The organism is Tamaricihabitans halophyticus (genome assembly GCF_004340875.1).
GTDB lineage: Bacteria > Actinomycetota > Actinomycetes > Mycobacteriales > Pseudonocardiaceae > Tamaricihabitans > Tamaricihabitans halophyticus.
The window spans coordinates 1,448,364-1,464,652 of sequence record NZ_SLXQ01000001.1; the positions used below are offsets into that span (position 1 = coordinate 1,448,364).

The following is a 16,289-nucleotide window of genomic DNA, read 5'->3' on the forward strand; positions in this document are numbered from 1 at the left end:
CGAGATCAAGTTATGCACAGCTGTGGAAAAATGTGTGGATATCCACTGTTATGTCTGGGTCAGCGCCGCAGATAGGTGTGCGTACTGAAGTCGTCCTCCTCGTCCTCGCCGGATGGACGGCTAATTGCCCGCGGTTCCGGCGTCGATTGCTCCTCGAGCTGTCTGGCTAGCTCCTCGTCGAGCTTGCGGAAGCTGGCGGCCTGTAGCTCCCGTACCTCCGGGAGGTCCTGCGCGTCACCGTTCAGTACTTCCGGCCAGTTGGTGCGTCCTTGCGCCACCGCCGTTGCCACCGCGCGCATCTCCGGCGGTGCGTCCCTGCTCACCGCGAACCTGGCCACCCCGTCGTGATCGATCTGTCCGAACTCGGGTTCCGGTAACTCGGTGGCCCTGATCAGCTTGGTGTCGATGGCGGCGGCGACTTCCTGCAAGCGCCCAAGCGCGGACTGTAGTGCCGCTGGTACTGGTTCGTTAATCATCCGTCCCGCTCCGCATCCTCGCCGACCGAGTATTCGTCCTCCGGCAGGCGGACGAAATCCGAGTCGTGCATGTCGTCAAAATCCTTCGAAAATTCGTGGGCTTCCTCGAGATCCTTAAGTATCTTTTCGCGATCCTCGGCAGACTGCTCACCACTTTTCTCCGCGCCGGTGACTTCGGCATACTTCTCGATGAATTTGTCGGCCGCCACAGCGATATCTTTGGCGGCTTCACCCAGTTGCTCGACGCCCTCGATCTGGCCCTTCTTGAACGGATCGATAGCCGCTTCGATGAGCTCTTTCAACGCCTCGGCCAATTCTAAGAGATTTTCGACCATCTCTTTGGCCGCCGCGAAGGTATCCCAGCACTCCCAGATGAATTCGATCACCCGCGCCCAGCCGACCCCAGGGATCCAGCCGGTCGCGACTTTGGACGCGATCTGGTCCACCTTTTCCTTCAGCTTGGTGACGATAAACTCGGCGACTTTTTCGATCTGGTCCGAGAAAGTCTCGTAGGCGGATCCGATTATCCGGTTCAGTGGCCCTTCCGAACTCACTCCGGCGGCCAGATCGGCGATGTAGATGTCGAATTCTTGCGCTGCGCCGCCGTCCCAGTGTTCATCAAGCTTCTTGAGTGAGTCACCAGTGAGGTTCGCCAGCGACTCCTCGGTGGCATCACCGGATTCGCCGAGCACCTCTCCAGATGCCTTGAGCGCGTTCCAGTTCCCGGCGATGGGGTCGGTGATCGCCTCGACCGGGGAGAAGTCGAAAACCTGCCGAAGTACCCAGTCGATTCCGTAGAGTATTCCGCCAACTTCTTCGACCTTCGACTTGATATCCGGATCTTTGATTTTCGGCGCTTTGAGGTCGGTGGACGGGTCGGTCTCCGCCGGATATGACTCGGCGTCCTCGAAATCCTCGTAGCCGTCGAGCTGCTGCGGCCGGCCAGGGTTACTCGAGCCGTCGTCCTTGAACCGCTTGTACTCGTTCTCCTCGGCGCCGCTGTAATCCCATGCCGCCCTGGTCAGTTCCTGACTGCAGGATTCGAGTAGGTGGCAGTAGCTGCTGTATCGGTTGCTTGCCGCCTCGGCGTAGTCGTCTACGGCGGGTTTGATGAGTTCCATCACGGCGCCCTCGTAGCCGTTCTGCGCGCTGCCGTGCTCGGCGATGTGCTCTTTGATGGTGTCGACCTGGTCCCGGACGTCCAGGACGAGTACGCCATAGCCCGCGACATGCTCAGGTTTGACCGCAAAACCTTCACCCATAGTGTTTCCCTGGTTGCTTCTAGTTGTCGGCGTATGTCCTGATTGTGTGTTGTGCTGCTTTCACGTCGCTTTCATCGCGGGAACACCCCGCGCGACCGGGCAGCGTGGCTGGAAACCGCAGGACAGATAGGATGGGCAGGAGAATTGCCCGCTCGCGAACGCGTGCGCGGACCAGGCCTTCGGGTCACCGCGACGCAGGGCATTTGACGTAGAAGGGCCCACAGGTGACTGATACAACCCTGCCGCCGGACGGAGGCCGGACCGAACCGGTCGACATCCAGCAGGAGATGCAGCGCTCGTACATCGACTACGCGATGAGCGTGATCGTGTCCCGCGCGTTGCCGGACGTTCGCGACGGCCTGAAGCCGGTGCATCGCCGAGTGCTCTACTCGATGCACGACAACGGACTGCGTCCGGACCGCAGCTACACGAAGTGCTCGCGCATCGTCGGTGACGTGATGGGTAACTACCACCCACACGGTGACTCGGCGATCTACGATTCGCTGGTTCGCCTGGCGCAGCCGTGGTCGATGCGCTACAAGCTGGTCGACGGGCAGGGCAACTTCGGCTCACCGGGTAACGACCCGCCGGCCGCGATGCGGTACACCGAGGCGCGGATGGCGCCACTCGCGCTCGCGATGCTGCAGGACATCGGCGAGGACACCGTCGATGTCCAGGACAACTACGACGGCAAAACGCAGGAACCCGTCGTCCTGCCGAGCCGGATCCCGAACCTGCTGGTCAATGGCAGTGGCGGGATCGCGGTCGGGATGGCCACGAACATCCCGCCGCATAACCTGCGCGAAGTCGCCGAGGGCGTGTTCTGGGCGCTGGACAACTGGGATGCGGACGAGGACGAAACGCTCGCCGCGATGATGCAGCGCATCAAGGGACCGGACTTCCCGACCGACGGTCTGATCCTCGGTACTCAGGGCATCGAGGACGCCTACCGGACGGGCCGCGGCTCGATCCGGATGCGCGCGGTGGTCGAGGTTGAGGAAGACAGCAAGGGCCGCACCATCCTGGTCGTCACCGAGCTGCCCTTCCAGGTCAACCCGGACAACCTGATCGAGAACATCGCGAACCTGGTGCGGGACGGCAAGCTCACCGGTATCTCGGAGATCGCCGATGAGTCGAACAAGCGCAGCGGGCAGCGCCTGGTGATCACGCTCAAGCGGGATGCGGTCGCCAAGGTCGTGCTGAACAACCTGTACAAGCACACCCAGCTACAGACCAACTTCGGCGTCAACATGCTGTCGCTGGTCGACGGGGTGCCGCGCACGCTGCGGCTCGACCAGATGATCCGCTACTACGTGAAGCACCAGGTCGAGGTCATCGTCCGGCGGACCAGGTACCGGTTGCGCAAGGCCGAGGAGCGGGCACACATCCTGCGTGGTCTGGTCAAGGCGCTGGACGCGCTGGACGAGGTCATCGCGCTGATCCGGCGCTCGGAGACGGTGGATGTCGCGCGCAGCGGTCTGATCGAGCTGCTGGACGTGGACGAGGTGCAGGCCCAGGCGATCCTGGACATGCAGCTGCGCCGGCTGGCCGCACTGGAACGGCAGAAGATCGTCGACGAGCTGGCCGAGATCGAAGAGATCATCGCGGATCTGCAGGACATCCTGGATCGCCCGGAGCGGCAGCGGCAGATTATCAAGGACGAGCTCACCGAGATCGTCGAGAAGCACGGCGATGACCGGCGCACCAAGATCATTCCGTACGACGGCGAGGTCAATGTCGAGGACCTGATCGCGGTCGAGGACGTGGTGGTCACGATCACGCGTACCGGTTACGCCAAGCGCACCAAGACCGAGCTGTATCGCTCGCAGAAGCGTGGCGGCAAGGGTGTGCAGGGTGCGCAGCTGAAGCAGGACGACATCGTCTCGCACTTCTTCGTGTGTTCGACACACGATTGGATCCTGTTCTTCACCAACAAGGGGCGGGTGTACCGGGCGAAGGCCTATGACCTGCCCGAGGCGAACCGCACCGCGCGCGGTCAGCACGTGGCCAACCTGCTTGCCTTCCAGCCGGATGAGCAGATCGCGCAGGTTATCCAGATCACCAACTACGAGGCCGCGCCGTATCTGGTGCTGGCCACGAAGAAGGGTCTGGTGAAGAAGTCCAAGCTGAGCGACTTCGACTCGAACCGGTCCGGCGGGTTGATCGGCGTGAACCTGCGCGAGGATGACGAGCTGGTCGGCGCCGTGTTGTGCTCGGCGCAGGATGACCTGCTGCTGGTGTCCTCGGACGGGCAGTCGATCCGGTTCCACGCCTCGGATGAGGCGCTGCGGCCGATGGGTCGGGCGACCTCCGGTGTGCTCGGGATGCGCTTCAACGAGGGCGATGAGCTGTTGACCATGGGCGTGGTGCAGGAGGATCAGTTCGTCCTGGTGGCCACCGATGGTGGGTATGCCAAGCGCACGCCGATCGAGGACTACCCGGTGCAGGGGCGCGGCGGCAAGGGTGTGCTGACCGTGCAGCATGACGAGAAACGCGGCACGCTGGTTGGTGCGTTGATCGTGGCCGAAGATGATCAGCTGTACGCGATTACTTCGACTGGCGGGATCATTCGCACCGATGCTAGGCAGGTACGTAAGGCCGGGCGACAGACCAAGGGCGTGCGGCTGATGAACCTCGGGGACGGCACCAAGGTGGTCGCCGTGGCCCGAAACGCCGATGAGCCGAACGGCGACAGTGCGAACGGCACTGCCGTAACCGAAACCGACGAACCGGAAGAGTAAGGAACCCGCTGGTGACACCACCCGAGAACGCCGATCGCCGGGAGACTCCCGCCGAAGGTGCTGCGGAGCGGACCACGGTGTTCTCTGCGCAGGACGTGACTGGTCCGGAGACGAATGGTTCCGGCGCGCACGAGCAGGGCACGCTGTCCCCGCCGCCGTGGGAGCGGGTGGCCGCCGATCAGCATGCCGAATGGGGCGCTGGGTACAGCGCGCCTGGTGCTGCCGCGGCGCAGCAGCCGGCCGAGGAGGTGCTGTACTCCGGGCAGGGCGCGGACGTGAACTGGTCGGCGCAGACGATCAGCGAAGAGCGGCCGGTGGTGAGCGGTAGTGCCGCGGCGGCGGCGTTCGGTCAGGAGAGCACACAGCAGGTCGCCGCGCCGCCGGGGCTGCCCGGTGGGGAGGTTGGCAACCAGCGGACCTCGGTCGATCTGGGTAGTACGGCACGCTCGGGTGGTGGCCAGTCCGGCACGCCGAGCGCGCTACGCCGGCCGGGGCGCGGGCCTCGGCGGGCGAGTCTGCAGGTGAAGCGGATCGACCCGTGGTCCGTGCTGAAGCTGACGTTGGTGCTGGGCACCGCGCTGTTCTTCGTGTGGATGGTCGCCGTCGGTGTGCTGTACATCGTGCTGGACGGCATGGGTGTGTGGGACAACCTCAACGGCACGTACTCCCAGCTGGTGACCGATGATTCGGGGGCGGGCGCGGAATCGCTGATTACCGCGGGCACGGTGTTCGGGGTCGCGGCGATTATCGGCGCGGTGAATATCGTGCTGCTCTCCGCGCTGGCCACGGTGTGTTCGTTCGTGTACAACGTGTCAGCGGATCTTGCCGGCGGGTTGGAAGTAACCCTCTCCGAACGCGAGTAGTTTGCGCGTTCGTGCGGGAGATCAGCGAAGAGCTCGCCGTCACCATCACGCTCGCCAGCGCGGCACATGTCGGCACTTTCCAGGCGCAAGCACACGGCCACGACTACGCCGACCGGGCACGCGTATCGCCGCCCGTCGACCAATTGATTTTTGATCAGCTGCACGAGACTGGCCAGCTCGCCTAGCACCCACTGGAGCAGACCCGCCGAACCTAGCCGATTTGTGCCGCGCTCGGCGATTTGTGCTGGGTACGGCCCTATTTGTGGTCAAACAGCGGCCGATTGGTGACGAGAACTGACGGTAGGTGGCTCTAGCTTTGACTCCACCGCACAGCAGAGCGAGGGGAGTTCGATCATGAGCGACGCGACGACAACACCGAGCAGCGGGGAGCGCGCCGATCTGCTTGCCAGTCTGGCCCATGCCCGGCAGTTTCTCCGGTTCACCGCGCGGGATCTGACGACGGAGCAGTCCGGGGAGCGAACGACGATCAGCGCTCTCACCATTGGTGGGTTGATCAAGCATGTGACCGACGTCGAACGAGGCTGGGCGGACTTCATCGTGTCCGGCGCGCCGGCGATGGGCAAGGAGTTCGCTGACTGGACGGAGGAGGACTTCGCCGAGCGCGAGAAGGAGTTCCAGATGCAGCCCGGCGACACCTTGCCGGGCGTGCTGGCCAGCTACGCGGAGGTGGCGGCGCGCACCGATGAACTGGTCCGCACACTGCCTTCGCTCGAAGTCTCGCACGAGTTGCCGAAGGCACCCTGGAATACGGATGTTGCCTGGTCAGCACGACGCGTGGTGCTGCACATCATCGCCGAGACCACCCAGCATGCCGGGCATGCGGACATCATTCGCGAGTCGCTGGACGGCGCCAAATCGATGGGCTGAGCTGGGCGAAGCCGGCCGCGCGCGGCCGGTAACCCCCGTTGCGGACGGGCTGTGGTCGGTGCGGTAATCTTTTCCTCCGCAAGGGCCTATAGCTCAGACGGTTAGAGCGCTTCGCTGATAACGAAGAGGTCCCTGGTTCAAGTCCAGGTAGGCCCACCCTCACGCCGCTACTCTGACCAGCATAGACAGAGTAGCGGCGTTTTTATGAGAGCAGAGATGGCCGTATTTGGCCGGTACTTGTAGCTAGACTGGTAGTTATAACGGTGTCATTCCCCGGTCGCGTTATGGCGTTCGGCGGGTCATCGCCGAATCCAGGCGGGCCAGTGAAGAGTTCGCTGATCTCTTGAGCGGCTAGTTCGCGGGCATGAGGTGGGGTTGACGGTGATCGAGCAGGGTTTCGACACCGCGACCGCGCGCCCGCGCCACCGAGTCCGCCCTCGGCGATTCGCTGGTGCTGAGCTGGGGCGCATGTAAGCCGCGCACTGGGTTCTTCCTGCGTGCCGAGTCTTACTACAACGTCGCCTCGGAGATCGAACGCCTCGACGCCGAGCCTGGCACGTCGCCGCTACTGCCCGCCTACGGCGGGGTTTCACCGCACGAGCGCTCGCACGGAGAGTCCTTTGTGGACTTGCTGACGCACCGGTTCGGTCCGGGCGGGCTGTACCTGTTGGATGAGCCGGAGGCGGCATTGTCGCCACGCGGGTGCATGGCCGTGTTGGCCCGCTTGGCCGAGCTGGCTGGGCAGGGCTGCCAGATCGTGGTGGCCACGCACTCGCCGATCCTGCTTGCGCTGCCCGGTGCGACGATTTACGAAATCGATGAGGACGGCGCCATCGAGCGGGTGGGTTACGACGAGGCGTTGCCGGTGCGACTGACCCGTGAGTTCCTCGCCGAGTCAGGGCGGTTCCTGCGTTACCTGCTCGCCGACGACGAGTAGCGCGTCTTCAGCCTTGCCCCTGTAATCGTGCGGTTGGTCATGTGTTTAATGATGGGCGTGCCGTGGCCCACTGGACGGTGTGCACGGGAAGGCCCGGCCAGACGAGTCCTGGCCGGGCCTTCCTGCATGTTCGGCGGGTCACCGCTCAGCGCGGCAGCCCGTCCGCCATCCAGCGGGAGAAGCACTCCCACTCGTGGCTGTTGAAGTAGTGGGCGGGCCGGCTGGAGTCCTTGGAGTCCCGCAGCCACACACCGCCGTCGTCGGTGAACGCCAACTCGACGCAACCCTGCTGGTCAGAGCTGTACGGCGACTTGATGAACACCAGGTCGGCCGGAGGTTCCGGGTAGGTCATGGACTGATCTCCTTCAGTGCCTTCTGGATCAACGTGCGCGAGTCCTCCGGCGTCGCGGCCAGCACCTGAAGGTTCGTGAATGCCCTTTCGTACTTGGCCACGCTGTCGGGTTCCTCGTGGTAGTGACCTTCGGGCATCTCATCCAGATAGGCGACACCGGGGTCCCCAACGAACTCGGCCGGGAACTTGATCAGTTGGAACGAGCCTTGTTGGGCCTCATGTGCGCCGGCATCGAGTGGCAGCACTTGCACTGTGATTCGCGGGTACTCGGACATCCTTGTCAGGTGCGCCAACTGCTCGGCCATTACCTCGCGAGTACCGCGCCGACGGTAAAGCACGGACTCATCGAGCACGACCCACAGCCGTGCGGCGTCTTCGTCCTCATCGCCGTCGTCGCGAGCCAGGATCGCTTGCCGCTCGGTGCGCAACTGCACCCGCTGATTGATCTCGCCTTCGGTCAGGCTGCGGTCGGCACGTACGACTGCCCGCGCGTAGTCCTCAGTCTGTAGCAGGCCGGCCATGACATAGGTCTCGAACACCCGCAGTTCAGCGGCGCCGGCCTCGAAGCCGAGGTACTCGTCAAACCAGGGCGGCACCGCGCCGGCCAGATGGTTCCACCAGTTCTTGCCCTTGCGTGCGGCTTCCACCAGCGCGGCAAAGTCGGCAAACCGTTCGGGCACTCCGTAGTAGCCGAGCAGGATTTCCAGTGCCGGCTGCGACGGCAGGTTGCGTGCGGATTCCAGGTGGCCGATCGCGGTACGCGAGACACCAAGGCGCTTTGCGGCCTCGGGTCTGCTGAACCCCGCGTCCTTGCGCAGTTGCCGGAGATTGAGCGCGATCCAGCGCTTGAGCCGGTGCGGTGATGAGGGACGTGCCACGTCGCCAGCCTCCTGATTCGAAGTCCGCCCTTTGTCCACAGAAGTCACCCGATTGGCCGAACAACGACCATTGTGTCGGTTGTCACCAGGTCGTAGTGTCAACACGGTAGCCGAAACGTGACCAGTGGGGTTGAGGTTACACCGGGCCGGGGGCGCTGTTCCGGTGCTCCCCTTGGAGTGCTTGAGTGGCGCTCCCGGCTCCAGCAGCCAATTCGCTCGTGATGCGAAAGGAACTCGGGGAAATGTTCACACATCAAGGAATCGCCGTCGGCGCCTGGATCAGCTTGGACTCGTCGTGCGAGATCAAGCCAAACGTGTACACGGATACATTTGAGATCGAGTTCGGCTCGCACGCCGGATCATTGGGTTTGGCCATGACGGAAGACATGGTTGACAAGCTGGCCGGCGTTTTCGCGGACGCGCAAACGCGGTTCCGTGAACTGGATATCGAAGCTGAACAGGACGAGCTGAAACCGGCCGGGCCGGAGAGCCTGAACGTATGGAACTGAACGGCGTCGCCGCAACGGTCGAGCAGGTCAAAGCGCTCGCGCTCACCAACTATGGGCACTTCACGTCGATGCTCGTCGAGGACGGCGGCGTACGTGGCCTTTCGCTGCATCTGCGGCGTCTCGCGTGCGACTCCCGTGAACTCTTCGGCGCCGACCTCGACACCGAGCGAGTGCGCCAGCACGTGCGGCACGCCCTGGCTGGGGTTGCGCGACCGGTCACGGCTCGGGTCACCGTCTACGACCCGGCGCTCGACCTCGGAACGATCGGTCACGATGCCGAGCCGAAGGTCCTCGTGACGATCAGGGGAGCCGCGCGCGCCGAGCCGGCACCGTGGCGGCTGCGGATCGCTTCGTATCGTCGAGAGCTGCCTGCCGTGAAGCACACCGGCTTGTTCGCCGCGATGCACTATCGGCGGCAAGCCCAGCGGGAGGGCTTCGACGATGTGCTCTTCGTGAATCCGGACGGGACGATCACCGAGATTGCGACGTCGAACATCGGGTTCATTCGCGCCGGTCACGTTGTCTGGCCGCGCGCGGAATGGTTGGCGGGCATCACGATGACACTGATCAACCAGTCGTTCGGGGAGTCGACCTCGACCGAGCCGTTGACGTTGGCGGACCTGCCGAGCATGGACGCGGCTTTCGCCACGAACGCCGCGACCGGTATCCGTGCCCTCGCCTCGGTCGAGGGGGTTTCGTGGCCGACCGAGCACAGGGTACTGCGGCAGCTTCGTGCGGCATACGAAGCGCAACCAGCCGAAGCCGTGTGAACCTCGGCGACTACGGCGTTCGGGCGTTGTCGTTCGACCATGCGGCTACCGTTGCCGCCGCCCAGGCCCGAACCCGTTCGGTGTGCCCCTCGGCGGGAAAGTCGCCGCCTGCTGAGACATCCGCGATCGTCATGGTGAACGGCCGTGCCGGCCCGTTCGCCGGCAGCTGGGGAACATCCGCGAACAGCCCATCGTGCGGGGACCGTCCACTGTGCCGGTGGCTGTTCCGGCGGCGCGCGGTGGCTTGCCTCGCATGCACGGCGGCCAGTCCGTCTCGCAGATATACCTGCAGAAACCCCCATTGCGTCGACGCATCCGCCTCAGCTGCCGGGTGCTGCAGGAAGTAGCAGGCCACCACGATGCTGTGCAGCGGCCCCCACGGCTCCTCGCGCGCATGGTCGAGCGCGAGCAGCCTGTCGAACAGCTCCGCGCAGTTGGCCGCCGCACCGCAGTCCGAACAGCTCGTCATGACAGGGATGGTACGGCGCGAGCCGATGAAAGCCAGATGTAAGCCCGCCCTGTGATGCTGGTCAGCAAAACCGAAAACAGCTCAGTGACTTTGGGGGAACAATGTCACCAAATCCGCGATTCGCGGCGAACACCGAAACCATTCGCAGCGCGTCGGCGCGGTTCGTCCGTGGGGGAGAACGGATCAACCAGGCGCGCGACCGGTTCCTGCGCGAGCAGGTACCGACCCAGGCCTTCGGGCGGTCGGCGGCTGCGCAACGGATCGCCGGCCGGGTAACCGAGGCCGCGCAGCGCCGGGCGAGCGCGCTGGCCGCGACGTTGGGCCAGTTGGACGATTTTGCGGGCCGGCTGGTCACCATGGCCGATGACTACGATCGGGTCGAGGCCGACGCCACCGAGGGGATCAAGGCGGAGCACCCCGACAGCGGGAAGTCGAGTCCGATCAGCAGCGCGCTCGCACCGGGCGGGCGGTGATCGGGATGAATATCAAGCACCCGGCGCTGGCCAAGGCAGCGAAGGAATGCACACGCTTCGACGAAGCGGCGAGCGAACTCGGCTACAGGTCCTCGGCCCCAGGTCCGGATGGCGGCGATCGGGACGACCAAGGGGAACAACCGCGATACGGGCCGATCGAGCATATCGAGATGATCGACGTCGATCCCGTGGAAATCGACCAGTATCAGAACAAGTTGTCCGACAATATTCCGGATCTGACCGAGGCGATTGAGGATGCCAAGTCGGCGATCAAGGATCTGGAGGACGACGGCGATGGCGAGGCGTCCGCCGAGTCGATCAAGGAAGCCAAGGCCCGGCTGGAGGAGTTGAAGGTGGAGCTCGCGCGCACCGAGCAACCTGGTCGCGCAACTCGACAACACCCGCGATCAGCTCGACGAGGTAGCCGAGAACGCGGCGGAGAAGTTCACTGAGATCGCCGATGAGGTGGACCCGGATGCCGAGATCGTGCTGACCATGAAGGCATCCACCGAGGAGTACGAGACCTCCGCCGAGAAGGTCAGGGAAGCGCTGCGCGAGCTGGAGCAGGCGGCCAACGAGTTCGGTCGCACGCTCGACCAGGTCGAGCGGACTTTCGATCAGCTGGAAGAGACGTCACCGAAACCTCCGTCCTCGGACGATGAGGACGACAAGGATGACCGGCGGGACTGACATCGGAACTGACGTCGAAACGGTTACGCAATGTGTTGAGCGATGGTCGAACTGCGGGCCACCCGCGTCGGAAGGGCAGGCCCGCGTTCGGTACCCTGCGAGGGATAGCACGGGGTTGACCGATGCCTGCGGACCACGCCTGATCAAGTTGGGCTGGCCTCGGGGCAAGGCTGAAGCTTGGTCCTAGTCGGCGTGGCAGCACAGTGCACAACCAGGGGTCTTGGCCAAGGAGGCAAGCCAGTGAAGAAGCTTCTCGTACTCGGAGCGGTCGCCGGCGCGGTGCTGTTCGCAGTGAAGAAGAGCAAGGCGGCGCAGCAGGACGATGACCTGTGGCGCCAGGCAACCACGCCGGGCCAGGGCGGTTCCTCGGCGAACGGTGCCGCGGGCCCAGGCAAGGCCTGAGCACGTAGTATTCACGTCGGGCGACGATCGTCGTCCGACGTTCGGGGCCATAGCTCAATTGGCAGAGCACTGCCTTTGCAAGGCAGGGGTTAGGGGTTCGATTCCCCTTGGCTCCACCAGCGAAAATGCTGTCTGCGTGCTGCTTCCCACCGGCTGAGCGTACGTAAATCGTACGTAGAGCAGTCTGTTTGGGCACCTGGTCCGGTTATTCTCGTGCTCTTCTCGCGGTCGGCCGGATTGTGACGGCAAGGACATACGACACCGCGTGAAGGGGAGAGTGGACTCTATGTGGTTGTGGCAGTCATACCCCAACGCTTCGGGTGCTGACGCGCTATATAGGAGGCGGCAGATTGTCACCGCGGCTGAACACGGGGTCTAGGTAGTAGGCCACCAGCGCCATCTGCTGGTCGAGGTCTGCGTCGCAGACCGGCTCTAGCCGCTCCTTGCGCCGCCATGCCGTCCACTTGGCTTGACCGATCTGTCCGTAGCCGACGACGCGTGGTGCGATGGGTTCGAGGGTGACGCCGCGGTAGCGCGCCACGGCTCGTGCGGAGCGGAGCAGTTCGTCGGAGTCGATCCCTTGTCTGGCGAGTTGGACGATGTCGACATAGTCGCGCCACCGGGTGCTGGTGATGCCTCGCTCCAGGATGGTGACGCCTTTCTCAGCGATCGTCGTCTCGGGCGGGTAGCCGAGCAGCACGATCGGTTCGCCCAGAACGCGGTCGATGCGCACCTGACGGGGAGCGGGCACGATCGGATCTCCGGTGGAGACATCCCACGTAGCTGTGCCCTTCCACGGTCCGATCGAGACGCCTACCCGAACGCGGAATCCGGGGTAGTCGGCGTGCACGCGGATCTCCTGCACGCTGATTGAGTCGAGTTCGAACACCACTCCGTCGGGGGTCTGGATGGCGGCGATGTCGTGAACGACTGCGATGAGGTGGTCGGCGGTGACGTCCGCCCCGACAGCGTTCGCATCGGCGTCCCTCGTTGGCCGCCGCACACCGTAGGCTGCCAGCAGGATCCCGCCCTTCAGTACGAAGTCCTCGGCATAGGCGGTGCGGGTGAGACGATCAAGGAAGGACTCCAGCGTGTGCCGGATCAGATACTCTTGCGTCGGCGCACCTGTCCCAGCCTCCGTCGCCGCGGAGCGCGCCGCGGACTGAATGCGACGGAACACCTCGTCGCCCACGCTCACGCCAGCACCTCCAGTGCCTGGAGGACAGGAGACTTCGCCCGCGGGAGCCGAGAGGCGATCTCCATCAGTTGAGCAGGCTTGCCGCCGCGCCGCAGCCACTCCTTCAACGCCTCGCGCGACAACTCGTACCCCACCTCGCTCCGGAGTCGAAACGTATCCGCGATCGACCGCTCAGGTGAGTAGATCCCGATCGACTGATCCGTGCCCGGAATCGGGATCTCCTCCCGGCCGATGTCGAACGTGGTCCTGTCGAACTGATGCCAGGCGATAGCGCCAGTGCTCGCCGGCGCGCGTGACCCTCGCGGGATCGCGACATCCAGCGCGGCGGGGATCGTATCGGTCAACTCGTGGTAAGCGAGCGCCGACGCCAAGCAGATCGTCGCATCCGGACGACGGGTCGCAGCCTCGATCCAGTCCCAGTCCGCCGCGGGAGCATCCGCGGGCAGGTAGATCCCCCGCGCGATCCGTTCTAGCCGCCCCTCGCGCGCCGCGCGGTACAAGGCGCTGCGCGACAGGCCGGCCCGCTCGGCCGTGCCTGGTCTCAACGTCGACATCGCCGTTGCCTTCCATCTGACACAAATCGTATACACGTAAGTATAGCTGATGGCGAATCGTGCCGTCTGATGTGTTCCCGCTGAGTATGCTCGGGATGGTTAGCTTCTACTTCCTTGTCCGTTAGGGGTTCAGGACGACGTTGGTGTCCACCTCCACGGCCGGAGACAGCAGGTCTCGAGCTACGCGGAACCAAGGCGTTCCAAGCGACGTTGCGAGTTCCGATAAGTCCGCTGGAGGTCACTCGCCTCTGAACACAAGAACGCCCAGGTCAGCGAGCTAACCTCGCAATCTGGGCGCTTCTCGTCAACTGTCCCACTCATCCAGCGTGCCAGTTGTGTGCCATTTCATCGGTGAGCGAGCAGTAGCGCACCGCGCTTGGTCACAGTCAGCGGCACCGGGTATTCGACGGCTGCAGAGACAGCGTTCTGCGGCCACGAACCGCTTGGCGACCAGCGGGTGGATGTCACCGCAGCCGTGCCGATGCACCAGCGTCCTGGTGCGCCGAAAGCGGTCGGGATCGTGGTCGTAGTCGGGAGTGATCTCTGGCATCGCTTGACTGATCGCTAGCGTCTCTCTTTCGTGCAAAGGCGGGTACAGCACTGTCGCCGGGTCAGCGGGTCAGCAGGTTCCCGTCGTCCGGCCGCCATGTCGCGACTACCTCGTCACCGGGTCGCCAGTCGGTACTCGTGGCTGAACTGGCTGAGGTCAGCGAACGACCAGACGGCAGTTCCAGCAGTACCCGGGTGGTTTCGCCAACCCGGATGGCCTCCCGGACGGTCATTGGTACGGCGATCGCATCGTCGTCCACAGTAGACGAAACGGAGCTCCGCAGTAGAATTCGCTCCGGGCGCACCGCGTAGGAGAATTGTTCAGCGGCCGCCGAATCGCCCTGCGGGTGACCATTCGGCACGGTCCTGTCCAACGCATCCACGTAGATCGAGCCATCCGTTTGACGAGCCGCATCGAACACGTTCGATTCGCCAATGAACTCGGCGACGAACCGGCTGGCTGGGTGATCGTAGATCGCCGCTGGAGTGCCGAGCTGTTCGATCTGCCCGTCGCGCAACACCACGACCCGATCGGAAAGCACGGCCGCCTCGTCCTGGTCGTGGGTGACGAACACGAAGGTGGTACCGCTTTGCCGGTGCAGCGCGCGTAGCTCGAGCTGCATCCGCCGCCGCAGTTGCAGATCCAGTGCGGCGAAAGGTTCGTCCAGCAACAACACTTGGGGTTTCTTCACCAGCGCCCTGGCCAGCGCGACCCGCTGCCGTTGTCCGCCGGACAGCTCGGCCGGACGGCGCTCGGCATGGGTATCCAGTGCGACCCCTTCGAGCGCTTCCACGGCCTGCTGCCGCGCCTTTCGCCGGGGAACCCCTTCCATGCGTAACCCGAACGCTACGTTGTCGCATACGCTCATATGCGGAAAGAGCGCGTAGTCCTGGAAAACCGTGTTCACCGGCCTGCGGTGCGGTGCGACGTTCGTCATCGACTCCCCACCAACGAGCAGATCGCCTTCGTCCGGTTGGAGAAAACCGGCTATCAAGGACAGCAGCGTGGTCTTACCGCAACCGCTCGGCCCAAGCAGGGTAAGGAACTCGCCATCCGCGACGCGCAGGTCTACGCCATCGACGGCGAATGACTTCCCGTACTTCTTCCTGATACCGCGCAGTTCCACCGCGGCGACACCCGCGTCGGTGTCGATGCCGTCTTGCTTGCGATCCGCGACTGTCATTTTGCGACCTGCTTGTTCCATCGGTCCGTAAACTCCTGGCGATGAGCGTTGATGACGTTCCAGTCGGGGAAGCGCAAGTCCTTCAGTGATCCGCTCGCGCCCCATGGCATTCGTTCGGCCGCCTTCCCTGTCGGCTGGACACTTTCGTCCGCCGGCGCGAGATACAGGTCGTCGACCAATCCTTGCTGCGCTGCCACACCGGAGGCGAAGTCGATGAACTGCGCGGCCAGGTCGCGTTTGGGCGAACCCGCGGCCAGATGCCACCGGCTGTCGGCCGCGAGCGCACCTTCCTTCGGTGCGACCCAGCCGATCGGCAGCCCCTGGTCAGCCAGTGGCCAGGTGCCCGAGTTGTAATGCGCCGCGACGACCGCCTCGCCGGACTGCAACAGATTGGATGCGGTGCCCGACGAGTCCGCGTATGCCGCGACCTTCAACTGCTCCAGGCGGGTAAAGCCAGCATCCACATCCGACGGTCCACGGCCGAACATCTCGGCACTGGCCAGCAGCAACGGAAGACCGCCGGTAGTGGCCGGTGTCGGCACAGCGACTCGTCCAGCGAACTTCGGATCCCACAGATCGGCCCAGGAACTCGGTGGCTGCGCGACCTTTTCGGTGTTGTAGGCGATACCGAGGGACCAGAATCCCATGGTCACCGCCCATAGGCCGCCTTGATCGCGCAACGCGGCACGGTTGGTGAGCCGGCCGAGGTTCGTCAGTTGCTTCTCCGGCAGGGTGGCGACCAGATCTTCGGCCCGCGCGAGCTCGGAGACGCCCGAATCGAGTAACACGACGTCGTAGATGCCGGGGTCCTGCCGAAGTTGGCCCAAGGCAAGAGTCGAGGTGTTGATCTGTACTCGTACCGTGACACCGGTCTGTTGCTCGAACCGATCGATCACATGCTGCTGGATCGCGTTACCCCAGTCGCCGCCGAACACCGATACCGTCAACACATTGCCGCCGCCATCTTCACCGCTGCGGGCAGCCTGTTCGGCCCTTTCCGCGAGCCCACAACTGGCCGCGAACAGGCTCACGATCATCGTCAGCGCGACAAGCAAGAACGTCGATCTCCGATGTTTAGCGGGCATGGACGATCC

Annotated in this window: 20 protein-coding genes and 2 tRNA genes; 13 read left to right on the forward strand and 9 right to left on the reverse strand. The window is 64.2% G+C overall.

From position 1 onward, the window contains the following. Positions 1–59: 59 nt before the first annotated feature. Together EV191_RS06995 and EV191_RS07000 are read right to left on the reverse strand one after the other, a co-directional pair. Entirely contained in the window at positions 60–476 is a 417-nt protein-coding gene (locus tag EV191_RS06995) for a hypothetical protein (RefSeq protein ID WP_132875932.1), read from the reverse strand. After that, positions 473–1,738 carry a hypothetical protein gene (locus EV191_RS07000; protein WP_132875933.1) on the reverse strand — a complete coding sequence of 422 codons (1,266 nt, stop codon included), beginning with the start codon at positions 1,736–1,738 and terminating at the stop codon, positions 473–475. Before EV191_RS07000 ends, EV191_RS06995 begins: the two co-directional genes overlap by 4 nt. Before the next feature lie 224 nt (positions 1,739–1,962). Here EV191_RS07000 and gyrA point away from each other — a divergent pair, with 224 nt between their 5' ends. The 6 genes from gyrA to EV191_RS07030 all read left to right on the forward strand — a co-directional run bounded on the left by gyrA (position 1,963) and on the right by EV191_RS07030 (position 7,167). After that, entirely contained in the window at positions 1,963–4,479 is a 2,517-nt protein-coding gene (gene gyrA / locus EV191_RS07005; protein WP_132875934.1) for a DNA gyrase subunit A, read from the forward strand. Positions 4,480–4,490: 11 nt separating this feature from the next. Further along, on the forward strand, positions 4,491–5,342 hold the full coding sequence (locus tag EV191_RS07010) for a DUF3566 domain-containing protein (RefSeq protein ID WP_243658780.1): 852 nt from the start codon (positions 4,491–4,493) through the stop codon (positions 5,340–5,342). A gap of 11 nt (positions 5,343–5,353) precedes the next feature. Continuing rightward, a complete protein-coding gene (locus EV191_RS07015) occupies positions 5,354–5,527 on the forward strand; it encodes an NUDIX hydrolase (RefSeq protein WP_207894403.1) in 174 nt (57 codons plus the stop codon). 169 nt (positions 5,528–5,696) lie between these two features. After that, positions 5,697–6,230 (forward strand): DinB family protein, encoded by a 534-nt coding sequence (locus EV191_RS07020; protein ID WP_132875935.1) that lies wholly within the window; start codon positions 5,697–5,699, stop codon positions 6,228–6,230. Positions 6,231–6,312: 82 nt separating this feature from the next. Then, positions 6,313–6,386, forward strand: a tRNA-Ile gene (locus EV191_RS07025). Positions 6,387–6,681: 295 nt separating this feature from the next. Beyond that, the gene (locus EV191_RS07030) at positions 6,682–7,167 is read left to right on the forward strand and encodes an AAA family ATPase (RefSeq protein WP_243658781.1); all 486 of its coding nucleotides are present in this window, start codon (positions 6,682–6,684) and stop codon (positions 7,165–7,167) included. A gap of 145 nt (positions 7,168–7,312) precedes the next feature. Here the strand turns inward: EV191_RS07030 and EV191_RS07035 are convergent, their stop codons facing one another. Both EV191_RS07035 and EV191_RS07040 read right to left on the reverse strand, forming a co-directional pair. Then, positions 7,313–7,519 (reverse strand): DUF397 domain-containing protein, encoded by a 207-nt coding sequence (locus EV191_RS07035; RefSeq protein ID WP_132875936.1) that lies wholly within the window; start codon positions 7,517–7,519, stop codon positions 7,313–7,315. Continuing rightward, the gene (locus EV191_RS07040; RefSeq protein ID WP_165912851.1) at positions 7,516–8,397 is read right to left on the reverse strand and encodes a helix-turn-helix domain-containing protein; all 882 of its coding nucleotides are present in this window, start codon (positions 8,395–8,397) and stop codon (positions 7,516–7,518) included. The genes EV191_RS07035 and EV191_RS07040 overlap by 4 nt, the downstream gene beginning before the upstream one ends. Positions 8,398–8,582: 185 nt before the next feature. On the opposite strand from EV191_RS07040, the gene EV191_RS07045 reads away from it, so the two are divergent. Together EV191_RS07045 and EV191_RS07050 are read left to right on the forward strand one after the other, a co-directional pair. Next, positions 8,583–8,906, forward strand: coding sequence for a hypothetical protein (locus tag EV191_RS07045; protein ID WP_132875938.1), 324 nt, complete (start codon positions 8,583–8,585; stop codon positions 8,904–8,906). After that, on the forward strand, positions 8,897–9,676 hold the full coding sequence (locus EV191_RS07050) for an aminotransferase class IV family protein (RefSeq protein WP_132875939.1): 780 nt from the start codon (positions 8,897–8,899) through the stop codon (positions 9,674–9,676). Before EV191_RS07045 ends, EV191_RS07050 begins: the two co-directional genes overlap by 10 nt. Positions 9,677–9,686: 10 nt before the next feature. Here the strand turns inward: EV191_RS07050 and EV191_RS07055 are convergent, their stop codons facing one another. Further along, entirely contained in the window at positions 9,687–10,145 is a 459-nt protein-coding gene (locus EV191_RS07055; protein ID WP_132875940.1) for a DUF5946 family protein, read from the reverse strand. 101 nt (positions 10,146–10,246) lie between these two features. Here EV191_RS07055 and EV191_RS07060 point away from each other — a divergent pair, with 101 nt between their 5' ends. The 5 genes from EV191_RS07060 (at position 10,247) to EV191_RS07075 (ending at position 11,829) form a co-directional block, all read left to right on the forward strand. Next, positions 10,247–10,618, forward strand: a complete 372-nt coding sequence (locus EV191_RS07060) for a hypothetical protein (protein ID WP_132875941.1) — start codon at positions 10,247–10,249, stop codon at positions 10,616–10,618. Between the two features lie 5 nt (positions 10,619–10,623). Beyond that, entirely contained in the window at positions 10,624–11,070 is a 447-nt protein-coding gene (locus tag EV191_RS07065; protein ID WP_132875942.1) for a hypothetical protein, read from the forward strand. 13 nt (positions 11,071–11,083) lie between these two features. Further along, complete coding sequence (locus EV191_RS07070) at positions 11,084–11,308, forward strand: hypothetical protein (protein ID WP_132875943.1); 225 nt, start codon at positions 11,084–11,086, stop codon at positions 11,306–11,308. 240 nt (positions 11,309–11,548) lie between these two features. After that, on the forward strand, positions 11,549–11,710 hold the full coding sequence (locus EV191_RS30030) for a DLW-39 family protein (protein ID WP_165912852.1): 162 nt from the start codon (positions 11,549–11,551) through the stop codon (positions 11,708–11,710). A 43-nt stretch (positions 11,711–11,753) separates the two neighbouring features. Beyond that, positions 11,754–11,829: transfer RNA gene (locus tag EV191_RS07075), tRNA-Ala, on the forward strand. A gap of 212 nt (positions 11,830–12,041) precedes the next feature. On the opposite strand, the gene EV191_RS07080 is transcribed toward EV191_RS07075, so the two are convergent. From EV191_RS07080 to EV191_RS07095, 4 genes are all read right to left on the reverse strand, one after another. Further along, positions 12,042–12,908, reverse strand: a complete 867-nt coding sequence (locus EV191_RS07080; protein WP_132875944.1) for a nucleotidyl transferase AbiEii/AbiGii toxin family protein — start codon at positions 12,906–12,908, stop codon at positions 12,042–12,044. Further along, the gene (locus EV191_RS07085; RefSeq protein ID WP_132875945.1) at positions 12,905–13,462 is read right to left on the reverse strand and encodes a type IV toxin-antitoxin system AbiEi family antitoxin domain-containing protein; all 558 of its coding nucleotides are present in this window, start codon (positions 13,460–13,462) and stop codon (positions 12,905–12,907) included. Before EV191_RS07085 ends, EV191_RS07080 begins: the two co-directional genes overlap by 4 nt. Before the next feature lie 611 nt (positions 13,463–14,073). Then, a complete protein-coding gene (locus tag EV191_RS07090; RefSeq protein ID WP_132875946.1) occupies positions 14,074–15,195 on the reverse strand; it encodes an ABC transporter ATP-binding protein in 1,122 nt (373 codons plus the stop codon). Then, entirely contained in the window at positions 15,192–16,280 is a 1,089-nt protein-coding gene (locus EV191_RS07095; RefSeq protein WP_132875947.1) for an ABC transporter substrate-binding protein, read from the reverse strand. Before EV191_RS07095 ends, EV191_RS07090 begins: the two co-directional genes overlap by 4 nt. Between the last annotated feature and the right edge of the window lie 9 nt (positions 16,281–16,289).